This window comes from Mycobacterium sp. 1465703.0 (assembly GCF_001672975.1).
Classification (GTDB): Bacteria; Actinomycetota; Actinomycetes; order Mycobacteriales; family Mycobacteriaceae; genus Mycobacterium.
Genome location: NZ_LZKU01000081.1, coordinates 1 through 23,531 on the forward strand (window position 1 = coordinate 1; position 23,531 = coordinate 23,531).

Annotated in this window: 24 protein-coding genes; 9 read left to right on the forward strand and 15 right to left on the reverse strand. The window is 66.2% G+C overall.

Going from position 1 to position 23,531, the window contains the following annotated elements:
* From A5625_RS07565 to A5625_RS07580, 4 genes are all read left to right on the forward strand, one after another.
* On the forward strand, window positions 1-820 hold an 820-nt coding region (locus A5625_RS07565; protein ID WP_156748030.1), incomplete at its 5' end, for an oxaloacetate decarboxylase.
* Window positions 811-2,058, forward strand: coding sequence for an aconitase/3-isopropylmalate dehydratase large subunit family protein (locus A5625_RS07570; protein ID WP_066991016.1), 1,248 nt, complete (start codon window positions 811-813; stop codon window positions 2,056-2,058). The genes A5625_RS07565 and A5625_RS07570, both read left to right, overlap by 10 nt.
* On the forward strand, window positions 2,055-2,624 hold the full coding sequence (locus A5625_RS07575; protein ID WP_066991019.1) for a 3-isopropylmalate dehydratase: 570 nt from the start codon (window positions 2,055-2,057) through the stop codon (window positions 2,622-2,624). Before A5625_RS07570 ends, A5625_RS07575 begins: the two co-directional genes overlap by 4 nt.
* Window positions 2,621-3,169, forward strand: coding sequence for a YbhB/YbcL family Raf kinase inhibitor-like protein (locus A5625_RS07580; protein WP_066991022.1), 549 nt, complete (start codon window positions 2,621-2,623; stop codon window positions 3,167-3,169). Before A5625_RS07575 ends, A5625_RS07580 begins: the two co-directional genes overlap by 4 nt.
* Here A5625_RS07580 and A5625_RS07585 read toward each other — a convergent pair.
* From A5625_RS07585 to A5625_RS07610, 5 genes are all read right to left on the reverse strand, one after another.
* Complete coding sequence (locus A5625_RS07585) at window positions 3,166-3,984, reverse strand: isocitrate lyase/phosphoenolpyruvate mutase family protein (protein ID WP_066991073.1); 819 nt, start codon at window positions 3,982-3,984, stop codon at window positions 3,166-3,168. The two genes, A5625_RS07580 and A5625_RS07585, sit on opposite strands and share 4 nt — an antisense overlap.
* A gap of 537 nt (window positions 3,985-4,521) precedes the next feature.
* Window positions 4,522-5,001 carry a GNAT family N-acetyltransferase gene (locus tag A5625_RS07595; RefSeq protein ID WP_066991028.1) on the reverse strand — a complete coding sequence of 160 codons (480 nt, stop codon included), beginning with the start codon at window positions 4,999-5,001 and terminating at the stop codon, window positions 4,522-4,524.
* Window positions 5,002-5,087: 86 nt separating this feature from the next.
* Entirely contained in the window at window positions 5,088-5,534 is a 447-nt protein-coding gene (locus A5625_RS07600) for a hypothetical protein (RefSeq protein ID WP_066991031.1), read from the reverse strand.
* 46 nt (window positions 5,535-5,580) lie between these two features.
* The gene (locus A5625_RS07605) at window positions 5,581-6,393 is read right to left on the reverse strand and encodes an acyl-CoA thioesterase II (protein WP_066991034.1); all 813 of its coding nucleotides are present in this window, start codon (window positions 6,391-6,393) and stop codon (window positions 5,581-5,583) included.
* 25 nt (window positions 6,394-6,418) lie between these two features.
* Window positions 6,419-7,249: an alpha/beta fold hydrolase gene (locus A5625_RS07610; protein ID WP_066991038.1), complete on the reverse strand. Its 831-nt coding sequence runs from the start codon at window positions 7,247-7,249 to the stop codon at window positions 6,419-6,421.
* 140 nt (window positions 7,250-7,389) lie between these two features.
* Between A5625_RS07610 and A5625_RS07615 the strand changes: the two genes are divergently transcribed.
* Together A5625_RS07615 and A5625_RS07620 are read left to right on the forward strand one after the other, a co-directional pair.
* Window positions 7,390-8,724, forward strand: a complete 1,335-nt coding sequence (locus A5625_RS07615) for a PLP-dependent aminotransferase family protein (protein ID WP_066991041.1) — start codon at window positions 7,390-7,392, stop codon at window positions 8,722-8,724.
* A gap of 210 nt (window positions 8,725-8,934) precedes the next feature.
* Entirely contained in the window at window positions 8,935-9,342 is a 408-nt protein-coding gene (locus A5625_RS07620; protein WP_066991075.1) for a hypothetical protein, read from the forward strand.
* Window positions 9,343-9,394: 52 nt separating this feature from the next.
* On the opposite strand, the gene A5625_RS07625 is transcribed toward A5625_RS07620, so the two are convergent.
* Window positions 9,395-11,437 carry an NAD(+) synthase gene (locus A5625_RS07625; RefSeq protein WP_066991044.1) on the reverse strand — a complete coding sequence of 681 codons (2,043 nt, stop codon included), beginning with the start codon at window positions 11,435-11,437 and terminating at the stop codon, window positions 9,395-9,397.
* Between the two features lie 59 nt (window positions 11,438-11,496).
* On the opposite strand from A5625_RS07625, the gene A5625_RS07630 reads away from it, so the two are divergent.
* On the forward strand, window positions 11,497-12,036 hold the full coding sequence (locus tag A5625_RS07630) for a cysteine hydrolase family protein (RefSeq protein ID WP_066991078.1): 540 nt from the start codon (window positions 11,497-11,499) through the stop codon (window positions 12,034-12,036).
* A 19-nt stretch (window positions 12,037-12,055) separates the two neighbouring features.
* Window positions 12,056-12,904 (forward strand): NAD-dependent deacetylase, encoded by an 849-nt coding sequence (locus A5625_RS07635; protein ID WP_066991046.1) that lies wholly within the window; start codon window positions 12,056-12,058, stop codon window positions 12,902-12,904.
* On the opposite strand, the gene A5625_RS07640 is transcribed toward A5625_RS07635, so the two are convergent.
* Window positions 12,901-14,178, reverse strand: a complete 1,278-nt coding sequence (locus A5625_RS07640) for a cytochrome P450 (protein WP_066991049.1) — start codon at window positions 14,176-14,178, stop codon at window positions 12,901-12,903. The genes A5625_RS07635 and A5625_RS07640 overlap by 4 nt on opposite strands.
* 107 nt (window positions 14,179-14,285) lie before the next feature.
* On the opposite strand from A5625_RS07640, the gene A5625_RS07645 reads away from it, so the two are divergent.
* A complete protein-coding gene (locus A5625_RS07645) occupies window positions 14,286-14,930 on the forward strand; it encodes a TetR/AcrR family transcriptional regulator (protein ID WP_066991053.1) in 645 nt (214 codons plus the stop codon).
* A gap of 140 nt (window positions 14,931-15,070) precedes the next feature.
* On the opposite strand, the gene proB is transcribed toward A5625_RS07645, so the two are convergent.
* From proB to A5625_RS07685, 8 genes are all read right to left on the reverse strand, one after another.
* Window positions 15,071-16,174, reverse strand: coding sequence for a glutamate 5-kinase (gene proB, locus A5625_RS07650; RefSeq protein ID WP_066991056.1), 1,104 nt, complete (start codon window positions 16,172-16,174; stop codon window positions 15,071-15,073).
* Window positions 16,171-17,619: a GTPase ObgE gene (gene obgE, locus A5625_RS07655; protein ID WP_066991059.1), complete on the reverse strand. Its 1,449-nt coding sequence runs from the start codon at window positions 17,617-17,619 to the stop codon at window positions 16,171-16,173. Before obgE ends, proB begins: the two co-directional genes overlap by 4 nt.
* A gap of 61 nt (window positions 17,620-17,680) precedes the next feature.
* Window positions 17,681-17,947, reverse strand: a complete 267-nt coding sequence (gene rpmA / locus A5625_RS07660) for a 50S ribosomal protein L27 (RefSeq protein ID WP_066991062.1) — start codon at window positions 17,945-17,947, stop codon at window positions 17,681-17,683.
* A 14-nt stretch (window positions 17,948-17,961) separates the two neighbouring features.
* Window positions 17,962-18,273 carry a 50S ribosomal protein L21 gene (gene rplU, locus A5625_RS07665; protein WP_007769829.1) on the reverse strand — a complete coding sequence of 104 codons (312 nt, stop codon included), beginning with the start codon at window positions 18,271-18,273 and terminating at the stop codon, window positions 17,962-17,964.
* 222 nt (window positions 18,274-18,495) lie between these two features.
* Window positions 18,496-21,348 (reverse strand): Rne/Rng family ribonuclease, encoded by a 2,853-nt coding sequence (locus A5625_RS07670; RefSeq protein ID WP_066991065.1) that lies wholly within the window; start codon window positions 21,346-21,348, stop codon window positions 18,496-18,498.
* 330 nt (window positions 21,349-21,678) lie between these two features.
* Window positions 21,679-22,089, reverse strand: a complete 411-nt coding sequence (gene ndk / locus A5625_RS07675) for a nucleoside-diphosphate kinase (RefSeq protein WP_066991068.1) — start codon at window positions 22,087-22,089, stop codon at window positions 21,679-21,681.
* Window positions 22,090-22,142: 53 nt separating this feature from the next.
* On the reverse strand, window positions 22,143-22,514 hold the full coding sequence (locus tag A5625_RS07680) for a DUF4233 domain-containing protein (RefSeq protein WP_066991081.1): 372 nt from the start codon (window positions 22,512-22,514) through the stop codon (window positions 22,143-22,145).
* A 5-nt stretch (window positions 22,515-22,519) separates the two neighbouring features.
* Window positions 22,520-23,531 (reverse strand): glutamate ligase domain-containing protein (locus tag A5625_RS07685; RefSeq protein ID WP_304441883.1); only part of this gene is annotated, 1,012 nt, incomplete at its 5' end.

The following is a 23,531-nucleotide window of genomic DNA, read 5'->3' on the forward strand; positions in this document are numbered from 1 at the left end:
TGCGCACCACGTTCATCGGTCCGCCGTAGCCGGTGTCGGCATCAGCGATCAGCGGGACGTCACCGAGGGCGCCGGTGTGGCGGCGTCGGGCTTCGGCTTGCCCGACATCGGCCTGGTCACCGCGACCGAGATGGCCGATCGGGTCGCGATGATCACCGGCGCCCTCGGTGACGTCCCGCTGATCGCTGATGCCGACACCGGCTACGGCGGACCGATGAACGTGGTGCGCACGGTTCGTTCCTACGATGCGGCCGGGGTGGCCGCCATCCAGCTGGAGGACCAGGTGTTCCCGAAACGCTGCGGTCACCTGCCGGACAAGCAGGTCGTCGACGCGGCGGTGTTCGACCAGACGCTGGCGGCCGCACTGGACGCCAGATCCGATGACAACCTGCTGGTGGTGGCCCGCACCGATGCTCGCGGACCACTCGGTCTGGATGCCGCGATCGAGCGCGCCAACCGGTACGCGCAAGCGGGCGCCGACATCATCTTCGTGGAGGCGCCGCAAGACGTCGGCGAAATCGAGCGCATCGCACACGAAGTCGACGCTCCCCTGCTGATCAACCTGGTCCTCGGCGGGCTGACACCGCTGCAGTCGGCGTCACGACTGCAGGAATTGGGTTACGCGATCGCCATCCACCCCAGCAATCTGCTGATGCAGACGACGTTCGCCATGCTGCAAAACCTGTGCGAACTCAACGGCACCGACCTCGCCGCCCAGCTGCCCAGCTCCCCGGCTGACTTCTTCAACCTGGTGGGCATGTCGGAATGGCGGGCGCTCGACCACAAGTACGCACAGACCGAGGACCGAACATGGGCATGACCATCATCGAAAAGATCTTCGCCCGCAAGGCCGGGCTGGACTCGGTGGCACCGGGTGACACCGTCGTGGTCGACGTGGACATGACCGTGCTGATCGACCTGCAGTTCGCCACCATGTGGATACAGCCCAACAGGATTCACGACCCCGACAAGCTCGCGGTGATCATGGATCACGCCGTGCCCGCCCCGACCATCAAGGATGCCGAGGGTGGCAGTCACGCCCGCAAGTTCGTCGCGGACTTCGGCATCGAGCGCTTCTATGACGTCGGTCGGCATGGCATCTGCCATCAGGTGATCGCGGAGAACGGGCTGGCCCGCCCGGGAGAAGTGCTGGCCTGCACCGACTCTCACACCTGCGCGGCCGGCGCATACAACACCGCGGCCCGCGGGCTGGGTCCCGCCGAGATCTATTCGATCATGTGCACCGGTTCCACCTGGTTCCAGGTCGCGCCGACGATCCGCTACGAATTCCACGGCGCCAAACCGGAGGTGGTGAGCGGAAAGGACATCTTCCTGCACATCGCCAACGAGTACGGCGATGCGCCCAACCAGAACCTCGAGTTCGGCGGGCCCGGCCTGGCCGGCATCCCGATGCACGATCGGCGCACCATCGCGACCCAGGGCGCCGAGGTGTCGGCGGATTTCAGCATATTCGAGCCCGACGACGTGTTGGCGTCGTTCCTCGACGAACGCGGGGCCACCGGATTCGACGCCGTCACAGCGGATTCCGACGCCACCTACCAGGACATCCGGCGCATCGACCTCGCGGCGCTGGAACCCTACGTGGCGCGCCCGGGCACCGTCAGCCGCAACGGTTCGCCGGTGTCGCAACTGGGCAAACAGAAAATCGACCAGGCCTTCATCGGCTCCTGCGCCAACGGGCAACTCGAGGATCTGCAGATCGCCGCGCAGGTGTTGCGCGGCAAGACCGTCGCCCCCGGCGTGCGACTGCTGGTGACGCCCGCCTCACAGGCCGTGTACCGCGAGGCCATGCGGCGCGGCTACCTTCAGGACCTCGCCGACGCCGGCGCCGTCGTCACCAACTCCACCTGCGGAGCCTGTTTCGGCTACCACATGGGCGTGGTGGGTCCCGGCGAGGTGTGCATCACGGCCAGCACCCGCAACTTCACCGGGCGCATGGGCAGCACCGAGGCCGAGATCTACATGGCCTCCCCGGCCACCGTCGCCGCGTCCGCGGTCACCGGCTACATCAGCGACCCGAGGAGTGTGATCGGATGACCCTGCGCTCGCTTGCCTTCCAAGGCAAAGTCTGGGTGTTCGGCGACAACCTGAACACCGACGCCATGTATCCGGCGTTCGCCATGAAGATGGAACCCGCCGAGGCCGCCAGGCACGTCTTCTACGAGGTGCGGCCGGGCTGGACCGACGAGGTGTCGCCGGGCGATATCGTGTTGGCCGGCAAGAACTTCGGGCTCGGCTCGTCGCGGCCCGTGGCGGCGTTGTTCGTCGAGCTCGGCGTCGCCGGCCTGGTCGCCGAGGAATTCAACTCGCTGTTCTTTCGCAACGCCGTGAACTCCGGGCTGCCGGCGATCACCGTCCCCGACGCCACCACCGCGTTCAGTGACGGCGACACCGGAACGTTCGACCTGGCCGACGGCAGCTGGCGCAACGACACCACCGGCGCCTCCGGCACCGTCGCAAAGCTGCCCGACCTGATTCTCGACATCATCGAGAGCGGCGGCGTGCTGCCCCGGCTTGCCCGGCAGGGCTACCTGCCCAGCGAATTGGGCGACCTGCTGCGCTCACCCGCGGTCGCGATGCGCGGCGCGGGCAGCGGCGCATGATCGAGCGGCTGGGCAGAATGCTGCGCGGCGTGCGCGCGGGTGCCCATCGAAGTCCGCTCGCCGGTAGCGCATTCGCCGCACCCACCACCATCACGGTCACCAGCGCCGCGTTCGCCGACGGCGGTGCCATGCCGGCGTCCAGCGCGGGCAAGGGCGTGGGCGAGAACACGTCACCGCCGTTGCGCTGGACGGCACCACCGCCCGGCGCGCGTCAGCTGGCGCTCCTCATCGACGACGTCGACGTCCCGCTCCCCCGCCCGCTCGTGCACACCGCCGCGGTGATCGAACCGCGCGTCGACGGCGTGGCCGCGGGCGCACTGCAACCGGGATGCGCGGGAATCCGCTTCCTGCGGGCCGACGTCGGTCACCACGGCTACGCCGGCCCACGGCCGATTCCCGGCCACGGGCCACACCACTACCGCTTTCACGTTTTCGCGCTCGACGCCGTCCTCCCGGACACCGTGACCACCGCCAAGGGACTGCTGGCCGCGATGCTTGGACACGTGCTCGCCCGGGGCACGCTGACCGGAACCTACGAGCGCTAGCCTTCCGGCATCAGGGCGACGACCTCGCGCAGCGTCATTCCGCTTGTCGCGGTGGCAATATCCCCTCGGATGAGCGCCAATGCGGCGGATTGCACTGCCGCGGCGGCATGGGTGTAGAGCGCGGAGCCTGTGCTGATGCGCTTGACTCCAGCTGCCGATAATTGCGCCACCGTCGGCGTCTCCGACTTGGTACCCACGACGATGTTGACCGGCTTCGGGGCGACCGCTTGCACAATCGCCGCGACGGCCGCCATGTCGGGCGGGTATGGGGCGTACAGGACGTCGGCACCGACCTCCGCGAACGCAGTGAGCCGGCGGATCGTGTCATCGAGGTCGTTGCGGCCATGCAAGAAATTGTCGGTTCGCCCGGTAAGCACGATGCGGCCCCTCGCGGCCTGCGCGGCCGCACGTAGTCGCGCAACGGCGTCATCGAATCCACGGATGGGGTTGGCCGGGTCGCCGGAGGTGTCCTCCACTCCGATGCCGGCCAGACCGCTATCGATCGCGCCGCGCACCGTCGCCGCGACCTCTTCGGGCGTCGCGCCGTAGCCGTCCTCGAAGTCGCCGTTCACCGGCAAGCCGCTGACTTCCATGAGTAACTTGGCGTGCGCCAGATGCTCGGCGGCGCTGAGGGTATGGCGCCCGTCCTGGCGTCCCAGCGCGGCGGCCAGCGCCGCCGACGAGGTGCCTAGCGCCGCGAAACCGGCGTTCTTGAAGATCAGTGCAGACAGTCCGTCCCATGCATTGGGCATCACGAATGCTTCCGGCTGCTGATGCAAGGCGAGGAACCGCTCATAGTGACCAGCTCGAGTCATGACGCTCTCCTGTCTGTGTCCGCGACTGCGAACGTTGGATCCCGCGCTCTGCGATTTGGCGCTCATCGGAGTCTCAGCAACAACTTTCGCATCAATTCCCGGTTGTAGTCGGGAAAAGCGACTGGGCCCATATCTCCCACGAGGACGAGGGTCATGTCGCACACACTAAGACACCTATCGTTGAGAAACAGGCCAGAGGATACGACGACCGAGCTACGGCCAACGCCACCAATACCGATGCCTACCTTGATTGTTGCGGGCCAAAACGCCTCCGCCAGGAAGTGCACCACGTTTTGAGAAGTCACTAGCCGCAAAGCGCGGTTCGTCGGATCGTATGTCCCAGGGACATATTGCTCGTTGATTCGCGCTCGCGCATCTTCGTGTAGGGCTTCCAACGCCAAATGGTTGAGGTGGCCATTGACATCCATGTCACCGTAACGAGCTTCTTTCGTTTCGACCAGCGGATACACGCTGAGCGCACAGCGAAGCGGGTGCGGCCGACTCGTCGTCGTCAGCCACTCCGGGGAAACGGCGTATTCATAGTGCACAGCAATTCACCGTCTCGACGTTCGAAGTGAGTTCTCGCGGGTGTCGGACAACGCGGGCACGGATGATGCCGTGGTCCATTCCCGACACCACTGTGCCAAATTTCGCGAGTTTGCCCAGCAGCCAATAGTTGTCGGCAAGCGCAGAAACACAAAGGCCTTCGTGATGTCCGCAAAGATCGATGAGGGATTCAAGCATCATGGAACCGATGCCCCGCGTCTGATAGCGGTCCTCCACCAAAAAGCCCAACTCCCTGAAGCCATCCGACGCCAAAGCGGCACTGGCGAAGCCGACCACATCGCCAGGACGGCTATCGAGGACCGCGACAACCGCGAAATGCTCGTTGCCGCCGGCCAGCAGAGACTGCAGATAGCGCTGCGGGAAGATCGCACTTGGTGCGAGCCACCGGGAGTAGCGGGTTGCCGGGCTACAACGGCCATGCATCGCAACCAGCGCGGCGCCATCGGTCACACAAACTTTGCGGACCCGCACTAAAGGTCGTCGACCCGCTATCGCACCGGATGGGGCCGGGGAGAGATCGGCGCTGTCACATACCGTCAGAGACACGACAATCCTCCTGATACCAGCCCTGTTCGGCGTATCGGCGTCGTGCTGCGGCGCCAGCCAAAGTATTGAAGCGTCGCGAACAACAGCGTGTAGGCGGCGGTCGCCATTGTGAAACTCCTGCCAGCGGCCGTAAACGGGAAGACATCCGCAAGCACCAGGGCGGCGGCCCCCACCGTATACAGCATGTTGGCAACGACGACACCCATGCCGGCGCGGCGCACAGATGGCAGCCGGGCTAGCCCAAGCACGATGACCCCGTAGCCGACGAAGAAGGCGGGTACGCCGTACTCGAACACTTCTGGGGCACCGATGAACTCGGCTATCCAGCCGGTTAGCCCTGCCACGCCGAAAAAGCCGCTTATGACTGCATCGGCACACATTGCGAACCGCAACAGCCCGTCGCGGCGATCCGCTCGGCTCATCGTGTTGGCGGACATGCGGTTCCCTTCTCGGATGGGTTCGGCGCGGCATAGCCACGTGCACTTAACCTTTGAAGTAGACGATCTGGTGCGAGGTGGCCAGTAGCACGCCATCGCGGCTCCACAGTTGTGCGCTTTGGTCGAAGTAACCGCGGGAAAAGCGATTGGCCCGAGCGGTACCCAGGATGTAGTCCCCGGCGAGCGCCTCAAGCTGGTGCTGGTCGGCATGGAAATACGTAGTGAGCGACACCGTTCCGGCAGGAATGGCCCCGCCATGGCGCAGGAAAGCACGCGGACAAAAAATGTCGCATAACGCCGCGATCGCCGGATAGTCAATGCGGCGTTTTGCATTGTCGCGCATCCACATTGTGGTCACCGCGGACGGACTGAGCGCTGCACCCTTGCCCGGAAAGCCACCCTCGGCGAACCTGAGGTCGAACAGACGTGCCCAGCCCACAAAGTCGCCCTGAGCCCTGTCGGGGGTAAGCCGCTCTGGCGGCGGGGCAACCGGGGGGCGAGCTTCGGTATCTTCCCAACTGTCGCGCCGGATTCCGAACAGCGCGGTTGCGGTCGTCTTGACTTGGCCGGCTTGCCTCAGATCAAGCATCCAATGCTGAGTGGTGCGATTGGTGCGCGCAGCACAGAGCGAGATGTCGAAGTCGCCGTCGGAAATGGGGGCGGCAAAGTTGACAGTCAGCGCCAGGGGCTCACCTATGCGGCTCGGGTGTGTCTGGACGGCTTGCACCAGAACAGCAGCGGTGATTCCGCCGAATGGGCCCACCATGGATGCCCATTTCGGATGAGTTCGTCCACGCCTCAGGTTGCCCTCGCCGGCCTCTAGCTGAATGGCCATGTCAAACGGGTGAGTCAGGGTCATCTTGATCTGCCTCGCACGTCCGCGGCTAGGTGCGCACGGCAATCGTCGACAGCAAGTCGGCAAGCCGAGCCGGCCGATCCACCATCGAAAACGTGCGCGCCCCCTCGATCACCTCGAGCCGGGCGTTAGGAATCGTGGCGGCCAGCCGTTCGCCATCCTCGACCTCAAAGAACACGTCATCTGCCGACCACGCGATGAGGGCGGGCTTGTCGAACTCAGGCAACCGCGCAGCGACGCCTGTGGTGACCTCCGTACGGAACGACAGGGTCAGCTGGCGTAGATCCTCTGCGACGGCTGAGGCGCGAAGCGCCGAACTCACCCAATCCCGGGCGAGATCGTCGATGTCCTTGTGCGCCAAGCCGCCATACGCGCGCTTGCGTACGCTGGGCAGCCGCATTGCCTGCAGCGCTATCCGGAATAGCATTTTGGACTTCGCCGCTGCGATCATCGGCTGCAAGATCGGTGGCGGAAAGTGTTCGAACGCATCGCAACTCGTCAACACGATGGCACCGATCCGCTCGGGGTGATGCACAGCAGCCAGTTGCGTTACCACACCCCCGGAGTCGTTGCCGACCAGCACCACGTCTTCCAGGCCGAGCGCCGCAAGCACCTGTGCGACGATGTCGGCGACTCCGGCGATGGTTCGGTCGGCCCCAGGGCGCAATGGCTGCGGGTGCGCACCCATCGGCCAGGTTGGGGCGATGCACCGTAACCCGAGCGCGGCAAGTTGTGCACTCACCTCGCGCCACACATCGCCCGCCATCATGTAGCCGTGCACGAACACCACCGGCCGGCCGTTCTTTGGCCCCGATTCTTCGTAATAGATTGTGCCGGAACTGGTCTCGATCTCAGGCATCGACTACTCCTATCTTGGCCGACACTCAACCGGTGCCGGATGGCCTGACCAACCCAGCGGTTGGTTGACGGACTTCCGCTAGCGTATCCAGGCGTGGTAGAACAATCGAGAAATTGTCCTAGATACAAGGCGGATAAGCCGTGCCGACCAGCCGCTACTCCGAGATCGTGGATCGATTGACCGCTGAGATCCTCGATGGTCGGCTGGCGCCCGGTACTCGCCTGCCGACTCACCGTGATCTCGCACGCCGCCACGGCATCGCATTGGCTACCGCAACGCGCGTGTACGCCCACCTTGCACGTGCCGGCCTCGTCGCGGGCGAGCCTGGCCGCGGCACTTTCGTTCGCGACCAGGGTGGCTACGGCGGGTTGGATGGGCGTCGAATTCCCTTGGCAGCCCGCATTGCCGACTTATCGTTCAACCAGCCGCTCGCCGACGACCAGGCCGAGCAGCTGCGGGAGGCTCTGCGGCAACTGGCTGCGACGGGTGACCTGCAGTCGCTGCTCATCCAGCATGCTCCCGGGGGACGGACCGTGGAGAAAGCCGCGGTCGCTACCTATGTCCTCGACCGCGGGATCGACGTGCCGCCCGACAACATTGTGCTGGCCGCCGGATCCCAGCACGGACTTGACGTCGCACTGCGCGTGCTGACGCGACCAGGGTCGGTCATTGCTGTTGACGAGCTGACTTATCCCGGGATCAAGCTTCAGGCCGGTGACCGCGCGCTGGAATTGGCACCGTTCTCATCCGACCCGGGCGGTCCAGATCTGGACGCCCTGGCAAAGCTGTGCTCCCGCCGGCGAGTCGCCGCCATCTACACGATCCCAACGCTGCACAACCCGCTCGGCTACACGATGTCGCAACCGCAGCGCGCTCGCCTGGTCGACATTGCGCGGCAGTACGACTGCGCAGTGATCGAGGACGGAACCTACGCCTTTCTGGAACCGCACTGCGGCCCAACCCTGTACACGTTGGCGCCGGAACGCACACTGCATGTCGCAAGCCTTTCGAAAAACCTTGCCACCGGGCTACGGTTCGGGTTCGTCGTCGTGCCGGACGGCTACATCACCTCCGCTAAACAAGCAGTGCGCACATCAAGCTGGGGCACCTCGAGTCTGGTATCGGCACTCGTGACGGGTTGGCTGAGCGACGGTACCGTCACTCGACTCGAAAAGAGACGCCGTATCGATGCACGCGAGCGGCAGCAGATTGCTCACCACGCCTTGCAGGGCCTCGACTATCACGGCCCCGCTTCGTGTTATTACGGCTGGCTGCGGCTGCCGGAAAGCGTACGCGGTGATGCCATCGCACACGAGCTGGCGAACAACGGCATTCTCGTATCGACCGCCGATGCCTTCTGCGTTACGCAATATCCCGCGAATGCCCTGCGACTCGCATTGGGCACGCCACCGCATGCGGAGCTCGCCGACGCGCTGGCTCGTGTTCGCGAGGTCGTGCTAGCAGCACAGTGGTGACCGTGTACGGCTGCCGTGTCGGGCTGGCCGGCGAACGAATTAGGTAGGCCGCCCATCGCCGCGCTGCAACCCGTTGCGCGGTATTCGTGGTGACCCGTTCATCCCTCTGACCTGCGGTTGGCAGTGTTTGGCAGCGCCTGGCGTCGATCTGGCAGTGGTTCGCGAGCAGCGTCGGTGGCGATCGCAGTCCGCCATCGAGAAAGGAACATCATGTCCGCAATCACGATCGACCGCACGGCCACCCGGGACGGTTTGCTACGCCTTGCCATGCGGGCCGACGCCGCCATCAGCGGGCTGGTCGGCCTGGCCGGTATGCCGTTGGCCGGCTGGCTCGCCGACATCTCGGGCACCACGAAGGCGTTCGAGTACGGCATGGGGGCGTTCTTGATCGGCTACGGCGTCGTCGTGTTCGGGCTGGCCGCCCTGCCGTCGGTGCGGCGCGCCGGCATGGGCGTCATCATCGCCAACGTGGCGTACACGGTGGCCGCCGTCGTCCTGGTGCTGGCGGACGTCTTTCCGTTGACCTCGACCGGCGTGGTGCTGAATCTGGCGGCCGGCGCCTACACGCTGGTGTTCGCCGAACTGCAGTACCAGGGCTGGCGCCGCGCGAAGGCCTGAGCCCGACGCTCGGAGCCCGCTCGGTGATTCCGGGCGGGCTCACGAGTGCGTGCTAGTCCTCGGGGATTTCGCGTTCGATCTCGTCGAGCCAGATGCGGGCGGACATATCCGACGGGGCGCGCCAATCTCCCCGCGGTGACAGCGAACCACCGTGCGACACCTTCGGTCCATTCGGCAGGGCCGAGCGCTTGAACTGGCTGAACGAATAGAACCGCTGCACGAAAACCTGCAGCCAATGCCGAATTTCCTTCAGCGAGTAGGACGGCCGTTTGTCCTCGGGGAAGCCGGGCGGCCAGATGCCGCGTTCGGGATCGCTCCACGCATGCCAGGCCAGGAAAGCGATCTTCGACGGCCGGAAGCCGAAACGCAGCACATGGAACAGTGAAAAGTCTTGCAGCGCAAACGGGCCCACTTTCGCCTCGCTGCTCTGCAGCTCTTCCTCCTCGCCGCTGGGAACGAGCTCCGGGGTGATCTCCGTATCGAGCACCGACTGCAACACCTCGCTGACCTCCGGCTCGAACTGCTCCGAGGAGATCACCCAGCGGATCAAGTGCTGAACAAGGGTTTTGGGCACGCCGGCGTTGACGTTGTAGTGCGACATCTGATCGCCGACACCGTAGGTCGACCAGCCCAAGCCGAGCTCGGACAGGTCGCCGGTGCCCAGCACGATGCCGCCACGCTGGTTGGCCAACCGGAACAGGTAGTCGGTGCGCAAACCGGCCTGGACGTTTTCGAAGGTGACGTCATACACCTTCTCGCCACGCGCGAACGGGTGATCCATCTGCTTGAGCATCAACTCCGCGGTCTCACGGATGTCGATCTCGGCGAACGTCACACCCAGCGTCTCGCACAGCTTCGCCGCATTGCGTTTGGTGCGGTCCCCGGTCGCAAAGCCGGGCAGCGTGAACGCCAGAATGTCGCTGCGCGGGCGCTGTTCGCGATCCATCGCACGCGCGGCAACGATCAGGGCGTGCGTCGAGTCCAGCCCTCCGGAGATCCCGATGACGACCTTGGGGAAATCCAGCGCTCGCAACCGCTGTTCGAGACCGGCTACCTGAATGTTGTAGCCCTCGAAGCAATCCTGTTCCAGCCGTTGCGGATCGGCGGGAACGAAGGGGAAGCGTTCGATATCGCGCCACAGTCCGATGTCGCCCCCCGGTGGGTCGAGCCGGAACTCGATGCGCCGGAACGATTCCGTCGCCGCCTGGTGGTGGCGCCGGTTGTCGTCGAAGGTGCCCATACGGAGCCGTTCGGAGCGGAGCAGTTCGATGTCGATGTCGGCGACGCTGCGGCGCTCCCCTTTGGGAAAGCGCTCCGACTGGGCGAGCATCACGCCGTTTTCGAACACCATGGTCTGACCGTCCCAGGCCAGATCGGTCGTCGATTCGCCTTCCCCGGCAGCCGAATAAACATAGGCGGCGAGGCAACGCGACGACGCCGAACGGGCCAGCAGGCAGCGGTCCTCGGCCCGGCCGATCGTGATCGGGCTGCCGGACAGGTTGGCCAGCACCGTCGCCCCCGCCAGCGCCGCCTGTGCGCTGGGCGGAATCGGCACGAACATGTCCTCGCAGATTTCCACGTGCAGCACAAAGCCGGGCAGGTCGGACGCCTCGAAGAGCAGGTCGGGGCCGAACGGCACGTCGACCCCGGCAACGCGGATGGTGCCGCGCTCGTCGTCTCCCGGTGCGATCTGGCGCCGCTCGTAGAACTCCCGATAGGTGGGCAGGTACGACTTCGGCGCCACCCCCAGCACCGAACCGTGGTGGATGACCACCGCGGCGTTATAGATCCGGTGCCGATGACGCAGTGGGGCACCGACGACCAACACGGGCAGCAACTCTTCCGAAGCCTCGACAATCTCGGCGATGGCCTTCTCGACGTCATCGAGCAACAAGTCCTGCAGCACGATGTCTTCGATGGAATAGCCGGAGAGCGTCAGTTCCGGAAAGACGGCCAGCGCGACAGCGTCGTCGTGGCACTCCCGGGCGATCCGCAGCACCGATTCGGCATTGGCGGCCGGGTCACCGATGAACGTGTGGTGCGTGCACGCGGCGACGCGGGCAAAGCCCTGGCTGTAAGCGTTATAGAAATCCATCGCCCTTCCAAAGTCGTCCGGTGCGTGTCAACTCGTCACCGTCGGGTATCCCCGACGCCATGAGCGACACTGCCCTTCTAGTGGTCGACATGATGAACACATATCAGCATCCCGACGCTGAAGATTTAATACCCAATGTCGAGAAGATCATCGAGCCTTTGACCGACTTGGTTCGCCGGGCGCGGGAACGCGACGACGTCGATCTGGTGTACGTCAACGACAACTATGGCGATTTTACCGCGCAGTTCTCCGACATCGTCCGTGCTGGATGCGACGGAGCCCGGCCCGATCTGGTGAAGCCGATCCTGCCGACCGAGGGGTGCCGCGTGATGACCAAGGTCCGGCACAGCGCGTTCTATGCGACGGCGCTGGCGTATCTGCTCAACCGGCTGGAAACCAAGCGGTTGATCATCACCGGCCAGGTCACCGAGCAATGCATCCTGTACACGGCCCTGGATGCCTACGTGCGGCACTTTCCTGTGGTGATCCCGACCGACGCCGTCGCACACATCGACCCGGACCTGGGCGAGGCGGCGTGCAAGATGATGCAGCAAAACATGTCAGCCGAGCTCACGACCGCAGCGGACTGCCTGGGCTGAATCTCCGTACTCTGAATAAGTGACCGTCGGCTGCGCAGAATCGCCTGAACTGGTCACTCTGCTGGCTGGTCGCCGGATCGCGGTGCTGACCGGGGCGGGCATCTCCACCGATTCGGGCATTCCCGACTACCGCGGGCCCGATTCGCCGCCGAGCAACCCCATGACCATCCGCCAGTTCACCAGCGACCCGGTTTTTCGGCAGCGGTACTGGGCACGCAACCACGTCGGCTGGCGGCACATGAACGACACTCTGCCCAACGCCGGCCACCGGGCGCTGGCCGCATTGGAGGACGCATCGGTGGTCACCGGCGTGATCACGCAGAACGTCGATCTGCTGCACAGCAAGGCGGGCAGCCGAAACGTCATCAATCTGCACGGCACCTATGCGCGGGTCATCTGCCTGACCTGCGGATCCACCATGACCCGTGCCGCACTGGCCGAGCGGCTGGAAGCGCTCAACCCCGGGTTCATCGAGCGTGCCGAAGCGATCGGTGGACTGGCGGTGGCACCCGATGCCGATGCGGTCGTCGCCGATACCGCGTCGTTTCGTTATCTCGATTGCTTGGACTGCGGCGGCATGCTCAAGCCCGACATCGTCTACTTCGGCGAAAGCGTCGCCAAAGACGTTGTGGCAGCGGCCTATCAACTGATCGAGCGGGCCGATGCGCTGCTGGTCGTGGGCTCGTCGCTGACCGTGTTTTCCGGTTACCGGTTTGTGCGTCACGCCGCCGCGCTGGGTATCCCGGTGGCCATCGTCAACCGTGGTGTCACCCGCGGCGATGACCTGGCCACAGTCAAGGTCGACGGCGGATGCTCGGAGTTGTTGGCTCTGCTTGGCGACGAATTATCGCCCCTGCCAACGCATTAGAAGGTGCACGGCATGCTGCGGATGGCGTGCACGAAGTTGCCTGCCAAATAGGCGGGTTCGCCCGCTTGGATGTCCGGCAGTTGACGGAACAGCTCGCCGAAGATGGCCCGCAGCTGTGCTCGGGCCACGTGTGCACCGAGGCAGAAGTGCAGTCCGCCGCCTCCGAAGCCAACGTGCGGATTGGGGTCGCGACCCAAGGTCAGGCGTTCCGGGTGGTCGAACGCCTCGGTGTCCCAGTTGCCGGACGGATAGAACATGACCACCTTCTCGCCCGCCAGAATGGTCTGACCGCCCAGCTCGACATCCGTTGCCGCCGTGCGGCGGAAGGTCATCACCGGCGTCGCCCACCGGATGAACTCCTCGATGGCGGTGCCGATGCGGTTGTCGAAATCCTCGAGCAGCCAAGCCTTCTGGCCGGGGAAGTCGGTGAGGGCGCGCAGCGTGTGGCTGATGGTCTGCCGGGTGGTGTCGTTGCCCGCCACGGAGAGCAGCACGAAGAACGCCGCCACCTCCGCGTCTTCCAGGCGGTCGCCGTCCACCTCGGCGGTGACCAGGCTGCTGATCAGGTCGTCACCGGGGTGCTCGCGACGTTGGGTGGCCAGGGTGCCGACGACCTGGTGCAGATACAGCTGGTTTTCCACCAGGACTTCCATCGCCGGGCGCCCGTTGAGGAAGTCCGGGTCCGCCCACGAGACCAGGGCGTCGGTGGCGTGCGCCATGCGCTCACGCTCGGATTCCGGAATCCCCATCATGTCCGACAGGGTGCGGATGGGCAGTTCTTTGGCGCAACGGTCGACGAAGTCCGCACCGCTGCCGGCGGCCTGCAGTTCCTCGACGATGGTTTTCGCGTTGGCCCTGATCGAGTCTTCGATGCGGCGGACCTGGCGGGGGCTGAGCGCGGCGTGAGCGAGCTTGCGCAACTTGGTGTGCCGCGGCGGGTCCATCGCCAGGAACGACTGTGACGCCTCGAGCAGTTCCACCGGAATGCTCTCGAACATCACCCCGCGGCCGGACAGGAAGACGTCGTTGTTGCGGCTGACCGTGACGATGTCGGAGCGCCGGGTGACAGCCCAGAAGCCCGGAACGGCCGGATCGGGCATCAGCGAGTCTTCAACCGGCGGATGCCAGCTCACCGGACGCTCGGCCCGCAGCACCGCGAAGGAGCGTTCCCGGTCCGCCGCGGTCGTGGACCAAAACGCCCGCGAGGACAGATCGATCTCGTCGTAGGCACGACCCGACTTATCGGTCCCGGACTCACCCGTCAGCACGGCCATGGTGGTGATCCTCCATCTCGTATGACCCCGATCACAGAACTCTCCGCGACAATATGCCTAGACACTATGTCTAGTCAACATGTCGAAAACTCGGCTATGCTCGGCACATGCCATCGCTCACGCGCAAGCCGCAGGGCCACCGCGCCGTGGCCCGAGAGCAGCGACGCGAGCAGATGGAGCGCCGGCTGCTGGATGCCACCGAACGGCTGATGCGCGAGGGCGCGAGCTTCACCGAGCTCAGCGTGGATCGGTTGTCGAGCGAGGCCGGCATTTCGCGGGCCAGCTTCTACATTTACTTCGAGGACAAGGGTCATCTGCTACGGCGGCTCGCGGGTCAGGTGTTCGGCGATCTGACCGACGGCGCGCGGAGCTGGTGGAGCGTGGCAGGGCGGCATGACCCCGACGATGTGCGGACCGCCATGAGCCGCATCATCGCCACTTATCGGCGGCATCAAGCGGTGCTCGTCGCGCTCAACGAAATGGCCGCCTACGATCCGCCGACGGCGGAAACGTATCGCGAACTGCTGACCGGGATTTCGGAGCAGCTCACCCGCGTCATCGAAGACGGCCAGGCCGACGGCTCCATCCGTCCCGGGCTGGCCGCGCTGACCACCGCCAGCGCGCTGACCTGGATGGTCGAGCGGGCCTGCCAGCAGAACCTGCCGGCGAAGCCGCCCGACTACGACGCCGAGCTGGCCGACACTCTGGCCCAAATCGTCTGGGGTGCACTGTATCTCAAGCCGACCTCGTAGCGCTGACCCGCCCCGACGCGGTGGTCCGATTGTCCGACCACGAGATGAATCCCAAACGTGCTAGCGCATGCGCTAGCACGTTTGGAAAAGTCCTATTGATCCCAGATGCCGCTAGCCACGGCGCAGACCTGGGTCGGCCGCTAGACGGCGACCAGATCGTCGGCGTGTACCGCGGGCCTGCGCAGCTCGCCGGGCAGCTCAGAAGTTGAGCGGCCCATCATGGTGGCAAGTTCAGTTGCGTCGTAGGCGACCACGCCACGGGCCACGATCAACCCGTCCGGGCCCCGCAATTCGACCACATCTCCGCCGTAGAACCGGCCGGAGACCGCGGTGATCCCTGCGGGCAGCAGCGAGCGACGCTGCCGCACCACCGCACGCACCGCGCCCTCGTCCAGGATCAGCTCCCCGGCCGCCTCGGCGGCGTAACGCACCCAGAACCGCCGCGCCGACATCCGTGCCGGCCGCGCGGCGAACACCGTGCCCACCGAAGCGTCGGTGAGCGCGGGGGCGGCATCGGCGGCGGCGGCCAGCAGCACCGGCACACCGGCATCGGCGGCCAGCAGCGCCGAAGACATCTTCGAGGTCATTCCGCCGGTGCCCAAATCGCTTCCCGGCCCGGCGATTACGCCGATCAGATCCGCGGAGCTCGACACCTCCGGGATGAACCTTGCGTCCTTGGTCTTTCGCGGATCGGAGTCGTAGAGCCCGTCGATGTCGGACAGCAACACCAGCGCCTCGGCGCCGACCAGGTGAGCCACCAGCGCCGAGAGTCGGTCGTTGTCGCCGAACCGGATCTCGTTGGTGGCCACCGTATCGTTTTCATTGACGATCGCGACGGCATGCAGCGCGCGCAGCCGATCCAGCGTGCGCTGGGCGTTGGTGTGCTGGGCCCGCATCGAGATGTCGTGTGCGCTCAACAGCACCTGCCCGACGGTGCGGCCATAGCGCGCGAAGGCAGCGCTCCACGAATTGACCAGTGCCACCTGGCCTACGCTGGCGGCCGCCTGCTTGGTCGCCAAATCTCTTGGGCGACGGGATAATCCGAGGGGCTCGATGCCGGCGGCAATGGCACCCGACGACACGATGACAACGTCGGTACCCGCCTTCATCCGCGCTTCGATCGCGTCGGCGAGCCCGGCCAACCGGCCGGCGTCGAACACCCCGGCCGGCGTGGTCAGTGCGTTGGTTCCCACCTTGACCACCAGGCTGCGGGCGGTGCGGATGACGTCGCGGTGCTCGCTCACGACTCCTCACCGCGTTCGCGGCGCTGTCGCCGGGCCGCCTTGCGTTCGGCGGCACCAACCCGCTCGGTGCGCTCCAACCGCGCATCCGTGCCGCGACCAGACATCGCAACCTGTTGTCCGGCAGGCGTTTGCGGCTCCCAATCGAACGTCATGTCCCCGATGGTTACCGCACAGCCGGGGCGGGCACCCAGCCGCAGCAACTCCTCTTCGACACCGAGGCGGGCCAGCCGGTCGGCGAGATACCCCACGGCTTCGTCATTGTCGAAGTTGGTCTGCCGGATCCAACGTTCGGGGCGCGCGCCGCTGACCACGAAGGCGCCCGGTTGCTGCGGATCCGGCTCGACGCTGAAGCCGCTGTCGTCGACGGGAACCGGACGAATCACCGGACGCCGCGGCACGATCTCGGGCTGGGCGGCCTGGTAGTCGGAGATCATCTGCCACAAGCCGAAGGTCAACGGCTGTAGGCCTTCTCGTGCAACGGTCGACACCAGGAACACCGGCCAGCCACGCGCGGCGATCTCGTCGTGGACGAATTCGGCAAGCTCGCGTGCCTCGGGAACATCGATCTTGTTGAGCACCACCGCGCGGGGGCGCTCGGTTAAATCGCCCAACGTCACATCCCCTTGCAGGGTAGGGGTATATGCGGCGAGTTCGGCCTCCAACGCGTCGATATCGGTGATCGGGTCACGGCCCGGTTCCGCGGTGGCGCAGTCGACGACATGCACCAGCACGGCGCATCGCTCGATATGCCGGAGGAAGTCCAGGCCCAGTCCGCGACCCTGGGACGCGCCGGGGATCAGGCCGGGCACGTCGGCGACGGTGAAGGTGTGCTCGCCCGCCGACACCACGCCGAGGTTGGGAACCAGCGTGGTGAACGGGTAGTCGGCGATCTTGGGCTTGGCCGCCGAGATCGCCGACACCAGCGAAGATTTGCCGGCCGAGGGGAAGCCGATCAAGCCGGCATCGGCGACGGTCTTGAGTTCCAGCGTCAGGTCGCGGGTCTGGCCCTGCTCGCCCAGCAGGGCGAAGCCGGGAGCCTTCCGTGCGCGCGAAGCCAAAGCGGCGTTGCCCAGTCCGCCCCGTCCGCCCGCGGCGGCTTCGAACCGGGTGCCCGCGCCGACCAGGTCGGCCAGCAGCCGACCATTTTCGTCCAGCACGACGGTGCCGTCGGGCACTTTGACTTCCAGGTCGGCGCCGGCGGCGCCGTCGCGGTTGTTGCCCATCCCCTGCTTGCCCGAGGGCGCGGTGACGTGCGGATGGAAATGGAAGTCGAGCAGGGTGTGCACCTGCGGATCGACGACGAAGACGATGCTGCCGCCGCGGCCGCCATTGCCACCGTCGGGGCCGCCGAGCGGTTTGAACTTCTCGCGATGAACCGAGGCGCAGCCGTTACCCCCAGAACCGGCGCGCGCATGGATGACGACGCGGTCGACGAACCGAGGCATCGTGGATCCTCTCACCTACCACCGGGCGCCGAAATTACCGGGCTGGGCCCGGAAACACGGGTCAGTCGGTGGCTTGTCCGGCGGCCACGATGTTGACGGTCTTGCGGCCGCGCTTGATGCCGAACTCGACGGCGCCGGCTTCCTTGGCGAACAACGTGTCGTCCCCACCGCGCCCGACACCGGCGCCCGGGTGGAACTTGGTGCCGCGCTGCCGAACGATGATCTCGCCGGCCTTGACGATCTGGCCGCCGAATCGCTTCACGCCCAGCCGCTGCGCGGCAGAATCGCGACCGTTGCGCGAGCTGGAAGCGCCCTTCTTGTGTGCCATGTCTATCGCCTCTGCTACTTGATGCCGGTGACCTTCAGGACCGTCAACTGCTGACGGTGTCCCTGACGCTTGTGGTAACCGGTCTTGTTCCGGAACTTGTGGATACGGATCTTGGGGCCCTTGGTGTGCTCGAGCACCTCGCCGGTCACCGCGACCTTGGCCAGCGCGGCCGCGTCGGTGGTCACCTTGGCACCATCCACCACCAGGGCGACCGGCAGCGACACGTTCGAGCCGGGCTCGGATTCGAGCTTCTCGACCTTGACCACGTCCCCGACGGCGACCTTGTACTGCTTGCCGCCCGTCTTCACGATTGCGTAGGTCGCCATCGTTGCTCCTGCTCCTTCTGCTAGCCGCTGCTCTGCGTGTCGCGCACGAACCAGCCGCGGTGCGCGTGGTGGGTCTTGTTTGCGGGCCTACGCCGATTCCCCGGGAGTCCCGCTGCCGCCGGCCAAAGTTTAGTTGCCCGGCCTGACGACAACTGTCCAAGGGTACGTGACCAGCGGCTACAGGGTCAAACCGACACCGCCGGTGCCTTCGGATCAACCGGCTCAATCCGCATGGATCGGCGGTCCGGCCGGCCTGCCCGCCGCACGTCGGCGCCGGGGGCGACCCGGGCCGGCCTGATCGTCCCGCACGGAAGGCTGGACATCGGTGTCGTCGGACTCGTCATCTTCGGTGTCCAGGTCGTCGTCGTCGAGTTCGAGATCCTCGTCATCGTCGCCGAGGTCCTCCTCGTCGTCGATGTCCTCGTCGTCATCGAGGTCGTCGTCGTCATCATCCGAGTCCTCGTCGTCCGAGTCCTCGTCGTCCGCGTCCTCGTCTTCCGAGTCCTCGTCTTCCGAGTCCTCGTCGAAGTCCTCGGTGTCCGCGGCGTCGTCGGGACGCGCCGCCCTCTTGTGGTCGAGCTCGTCGGTGGCTTCCCCGGTGGTCTCGTCGGTTTCTTCGTCCTCGGAGTCCGTCTGGGTCGACGAGCCGGCGGCCATCGCCTTGAACATCGGGTGCTCGCCGGGAGAGTGGGCGGGCACCTTGGCCACCACCTGCTCCTCAGTTTTGTTCTTCTTGCGCCTGCCTCGACGGCCACCACCGGATTCGGACTTGCGACCGTTCGAGGGGGCCGAATCGACCGGGTCGGCGTGCAGCAGGATGCCACGGCCGCCACAGTTCGGACACGACGTCGAAAAGGCTTCGATCAGCCCGGTACCCAACCGCTTGCGGGTCAGCTGGACCAGGCCGAGCGAGGTCACCTCGGACACCTGGTGGCGGGTGCGGTCGCGGGCCAGCGCCTCGGTCAGCCGCCGCAACACGAGGTCGCGGTTGGACTCCAGCACCATGTCGATGAAGTCGATGACCACGATGCCGCCGATGTCTCGCAACCGCAGCTGGCGCACGATCTCCTCGGCCGCCTCGAGATTGTTCTTGGTGACCGTCTGCTCCAGGTTGCCCCCGGATCCGGTGAACTTGCCGGTGTTGACGTCGACCACGGTCATAGCCTCGGTCCGGTCGATGACCAGCGTGCCGCCCGAGGGCAGCCACACCTTGCGCTCCATCGCCTTGGCCAGCTGCTCGTCGATGCGGTGCACCGCGAACACGTCCGGCCCGGCCTGCCCGTCCGGCCCGGCGGGCGGCTCGTATTTCGTCAGCTTCGAAACCAGATCGGGCGCAACGGAATTCACGTAATCGTTAATCGTGTTCCAAGCCTCGTCCCCGGAGACGACCAGGCCGGCGAAGTCCTCGTTGAACAGGTCGCGAATGACCTTGACCAGCACGTCGGGCTCTTCGTAGAGGGCGACCGCGGCACCGGCAGCCTTCTCCTTGATCTCGATCGCCTTGGCCTCGATCTGCTTCCAGCGCTCCTGCAGGCGGCTGACGTCGCTGCGGATGTCGTCCTCTTTGACGCCCTCCGAGGCGGTCCGGATGATCACACCAGCGTCGGACGGCACCACTTCGCGCAGGATCTCTTTGAGCCGCTGGCGTTCGGTGTCGGGCAGCTTGCGGCTGATCCCGGTCGACGACGCCCCCGGCACGTAGACCAGGTAGCGGCCGGCCAGAGACACCTGTGTGGTGAGTCGGGCGCCCTTGTGCCCGACCGGGTCCTTGCTGACCTGGACGACGACGTAGTCGCCGGGCTTGAGCGCCTGTTCGATCTTGCGGTCAGACCCGCCGAGCCCGGCGGCTTCCCAGTTGACTTCGCCGGCGTAGAGCACACCGTTGCGGCCCCGGCCGATGTCGACGAACGCCGCCTCCATCGAGGGCAACACGTTCTGCACGATGCCCAGGTAGATGTTGCCCACCAGCGAGGCCGACGCGGCCGACGTGACGAAATGCTCGACGACAATGCCGTCTTCGAGCACTGCGATCTGGGTGTAGCGCGAACCCTGGTGCGGCTGCTCGGCGCGCACCCGATCGCGCACCACCATCATCCGCTCGACGGCCTCGCGGCGCGCCAAGAATTCGGCCTCGGTCAGCACCGGGGGGCGGCGCCGTCCGGCGTCGCGGCCGTCGCGGCGCCGTTGCCGCTTGGCCTCCAGCCGGGTCGAGCCGTCGATGCCCTTGATCTCGTTGTTCGAGCTGCCGGAATCGCCGCCGTTCTTGCCGTTACGGGGCGGCCGCTCGTGCACCACCGTGTTGGGCGGGTCGTCGGGCGATCCCTCGTCGTTGTCGTCGCTGGAGCCCGATTTGCGCCGGCGGCGGCGCCGACGGCGGCGATTAGCGCCGTCTCCCGAAGCGTCGTCACCGTTGTCGGAGTCATCGGAATCGTCGGAGTCGTCGGCGTCTTGATCGTCGGAATCCTCGGCGTCACGGGAATCCGCCTGGGCGCCCTTCTTGCCGCGCGGTTGCGCCTCGTCGTCGTCGCCGCCGTCCCCCTGGCCGTCGGATCCACCCTGCTCACCGCGTCCACGGCCACGACCGCGACGGCCACGACGGCGTCGGCGGTTCGACGGCCGGTCGCCCTGCTCGTCATCATCGGTGTCCGAGTCGTCCGTGTCGGCGCCCTCGTCGGCATCGGTGTCGTCCTCGCGGGTGTCGATCGGCTGCGGCGCGACGAACAGCGGCATGTAATGCGGCCGCTCGACGTTGTCCGGGGTCTGCAGCATCAGCCGGGATTCGGGTTCCTCGGCGTCAGCGTCAGTTCCGCCGGCCGCCGGCGCGCTGTCCACGTTCTCCGGGCTCCCCGCGCCCGGCGCGGCCGCCAGCAGGTCGCGAACCCGCACCGCGTCGTCGCGGTCCACGGTGGAATGTGCGCTGCGGATTCGCCCATCCAGCTCACTCAGTGCGTCCAGCACCCGCTTGCTGGTGGTCCCCAGCGTTCGGGCCAGTGAATGAACTCTTAAGCGGTCCGGCAGTTCCTCGGGCCGAGTCGATTCTTCTGATGGGTCTGCAGTCGGTGCACCGTCTACCACGTATTCTCCTCAAGCCCCCGGGCGCGTCGTTGCGACGCGGCCACGCGAGGGCTTCGCTATGGGCCCGGGTCACTTCTCCCGGGCTTGTGATGGTCTCGCCCCGAGCGGCCCAGGTTAGGACCCACTCGGCGCCGTGCTGAATGACGGCCTGACATGCAGCGAACCAAGGCGACAGGGCAATGGTCGCGCTTGTCTAAGTCTTCATTCGGGTGTCCGACGCCGGTCCGGCGACGTTCACCCGAGACCAGTATCCCACATCGCGCCACGGGCCCATCCACACCTGAGTCAGCCCGCCGAACCGAGGGTGCCCGAGACGTTATCCCCGCAGCTCTAAGCGTTGGGAAACCAGAGCGCGATCTCGCGCTTGGCGGACTCGAGCGAATCCGAGCCGTGCACCAGATTGAACTGCGTCTCCAGCGCGAAATCGCCCCGGATGGTGCCCGGGATCGCCTTTTCCACCGGATCGGTACCGCCCGCGAGCTGCCGAAACGCCGCGATGGCCCGCGGCCCCTCCACGATGGCGGCAATCACCGGCCCCGAGGTGATGAACTCCAGCAGCGGCTCGAAGAACGGCTTGCCCTCGTGCTCCGCGTAGTGCTGGGCGGCGACGTCGCGGCTGACGTGCCGCAGATCCAGCTCCGCGATGGAAAGGCCTTTGCGCTCGATGCGGCCGATGATCTCCCCCACCAGCCGGCGCTCGACGCCGTCGGGCTTGATCAGTACCAATGTCCGTTCGGTCACGGCCGACAGCGTACATAACCGGGCGGCACGAAGTCGGACGACGGCGGCTGGGCCTACCCCTGCCTGCGCCGCACCTCAGCGCGGAAGTAGGCGATCAGGGCCCACAACGCGGTGAACAGCAGGCCGATGAACCCCACCCCGGGATACACCGCGAAGCCGGCCAGCAGGATCACCTGCACGCCCAGATTGGCCCAGATCGCCCAGGGTTTGCGCTGCAGCCCGCCCATCAGGATCAGCAGTACGGCCAGTCCGATCAGGTACACCAGCGACACCGTCGTCAGCCCACCGCCGACGGCGCCCACCACCGGGATCGCCAGCAGCACCACGATCGCTTCCAGAAACAGCGTCAGGGCCATCACCGCGCCGAAGCTGCGCCACGGGTCAGCCGGTGCCGCCGGGGCCGGTTCCTCGGGGTTTTCGGGCATGTCGGTCATTGCGGATCACGACCGAACAGGGTCCGCGCCGCTCCGGCGGTGACGACCGAGCCGGTGATGACGATCCCGTTGCCGGAGAAGGCCTCCGCGGGCCCTTCCACCGCGGCGTCGTCGACCAGTGCGGTCGCGATATCGATGGCGTCGCGCAGGTTCTCGGCGGTGCTCACCCGGTCGGGTCCGAACCGTTCGCTGGCCGCCAAAGCCAGCGACTCGACGTCGAGCGCCCGCGGGGATCCGTTGTGCGTCACCACGATTGCGTCGAACACCGGCTGCAGGGCGGCGAGGATGCCGTCGATATCCTTGTCGGCGAGGACGCTGAGCACACCGACGAGATAGCGGAAGTCGAACTCGTCGGCCAGGGTTTGCGCGAGCGCGGCGGCACCGGCCGGATTGTGCGCGGCGTCGATGAACACCGTGGGTGCGCTGCGCATCCGCTCCAGCCGCCCGGGGCTGGCGACGGCGGCGAAACCGGCCCGAACCGCCTCGACGTCGAGCTGATGCTGCGCGCCCGCGCCGAAGAACGCCTCAACCGCCGCGAGGGCCAGCACGGCGTTGTGGGCCTGGTGCTCGCCGTGCAGGGGCAGATACACGTCCGAATACACCCCACCGAGGCCCTGCAGCTGCAGCACCTGTCCGCCGATCGCGACCTGGCGACCCAGCACAGCGAACTCGGAATCCTCGCGGGCCACCGCGGCATCGGCCTGCACGGTCTGGGCCAGCAACACTTCCATCACCTCGGGCGCCTGACGCGCGATGACGGCGACGGTATCGGGGGCATCCTCGGGTGCCCTGGTGATGATGCCGGCCTTCTCACCCGCGATGCCGGCCAGGTCGTCGCCCAGGTATTCGACGTGATCGAGGTGGGGATGGGTGGCCGCTGGGATGCCACCAATGTGATCAATGCCCCGGTCGCGGTCATCACCCCGATCTCCCTCGATCACGTCGAATACCTGGGCGACGACCTGGCCGGCATCGCGGGTGAGAAGGCCGGCATCATCACCAGGGCAC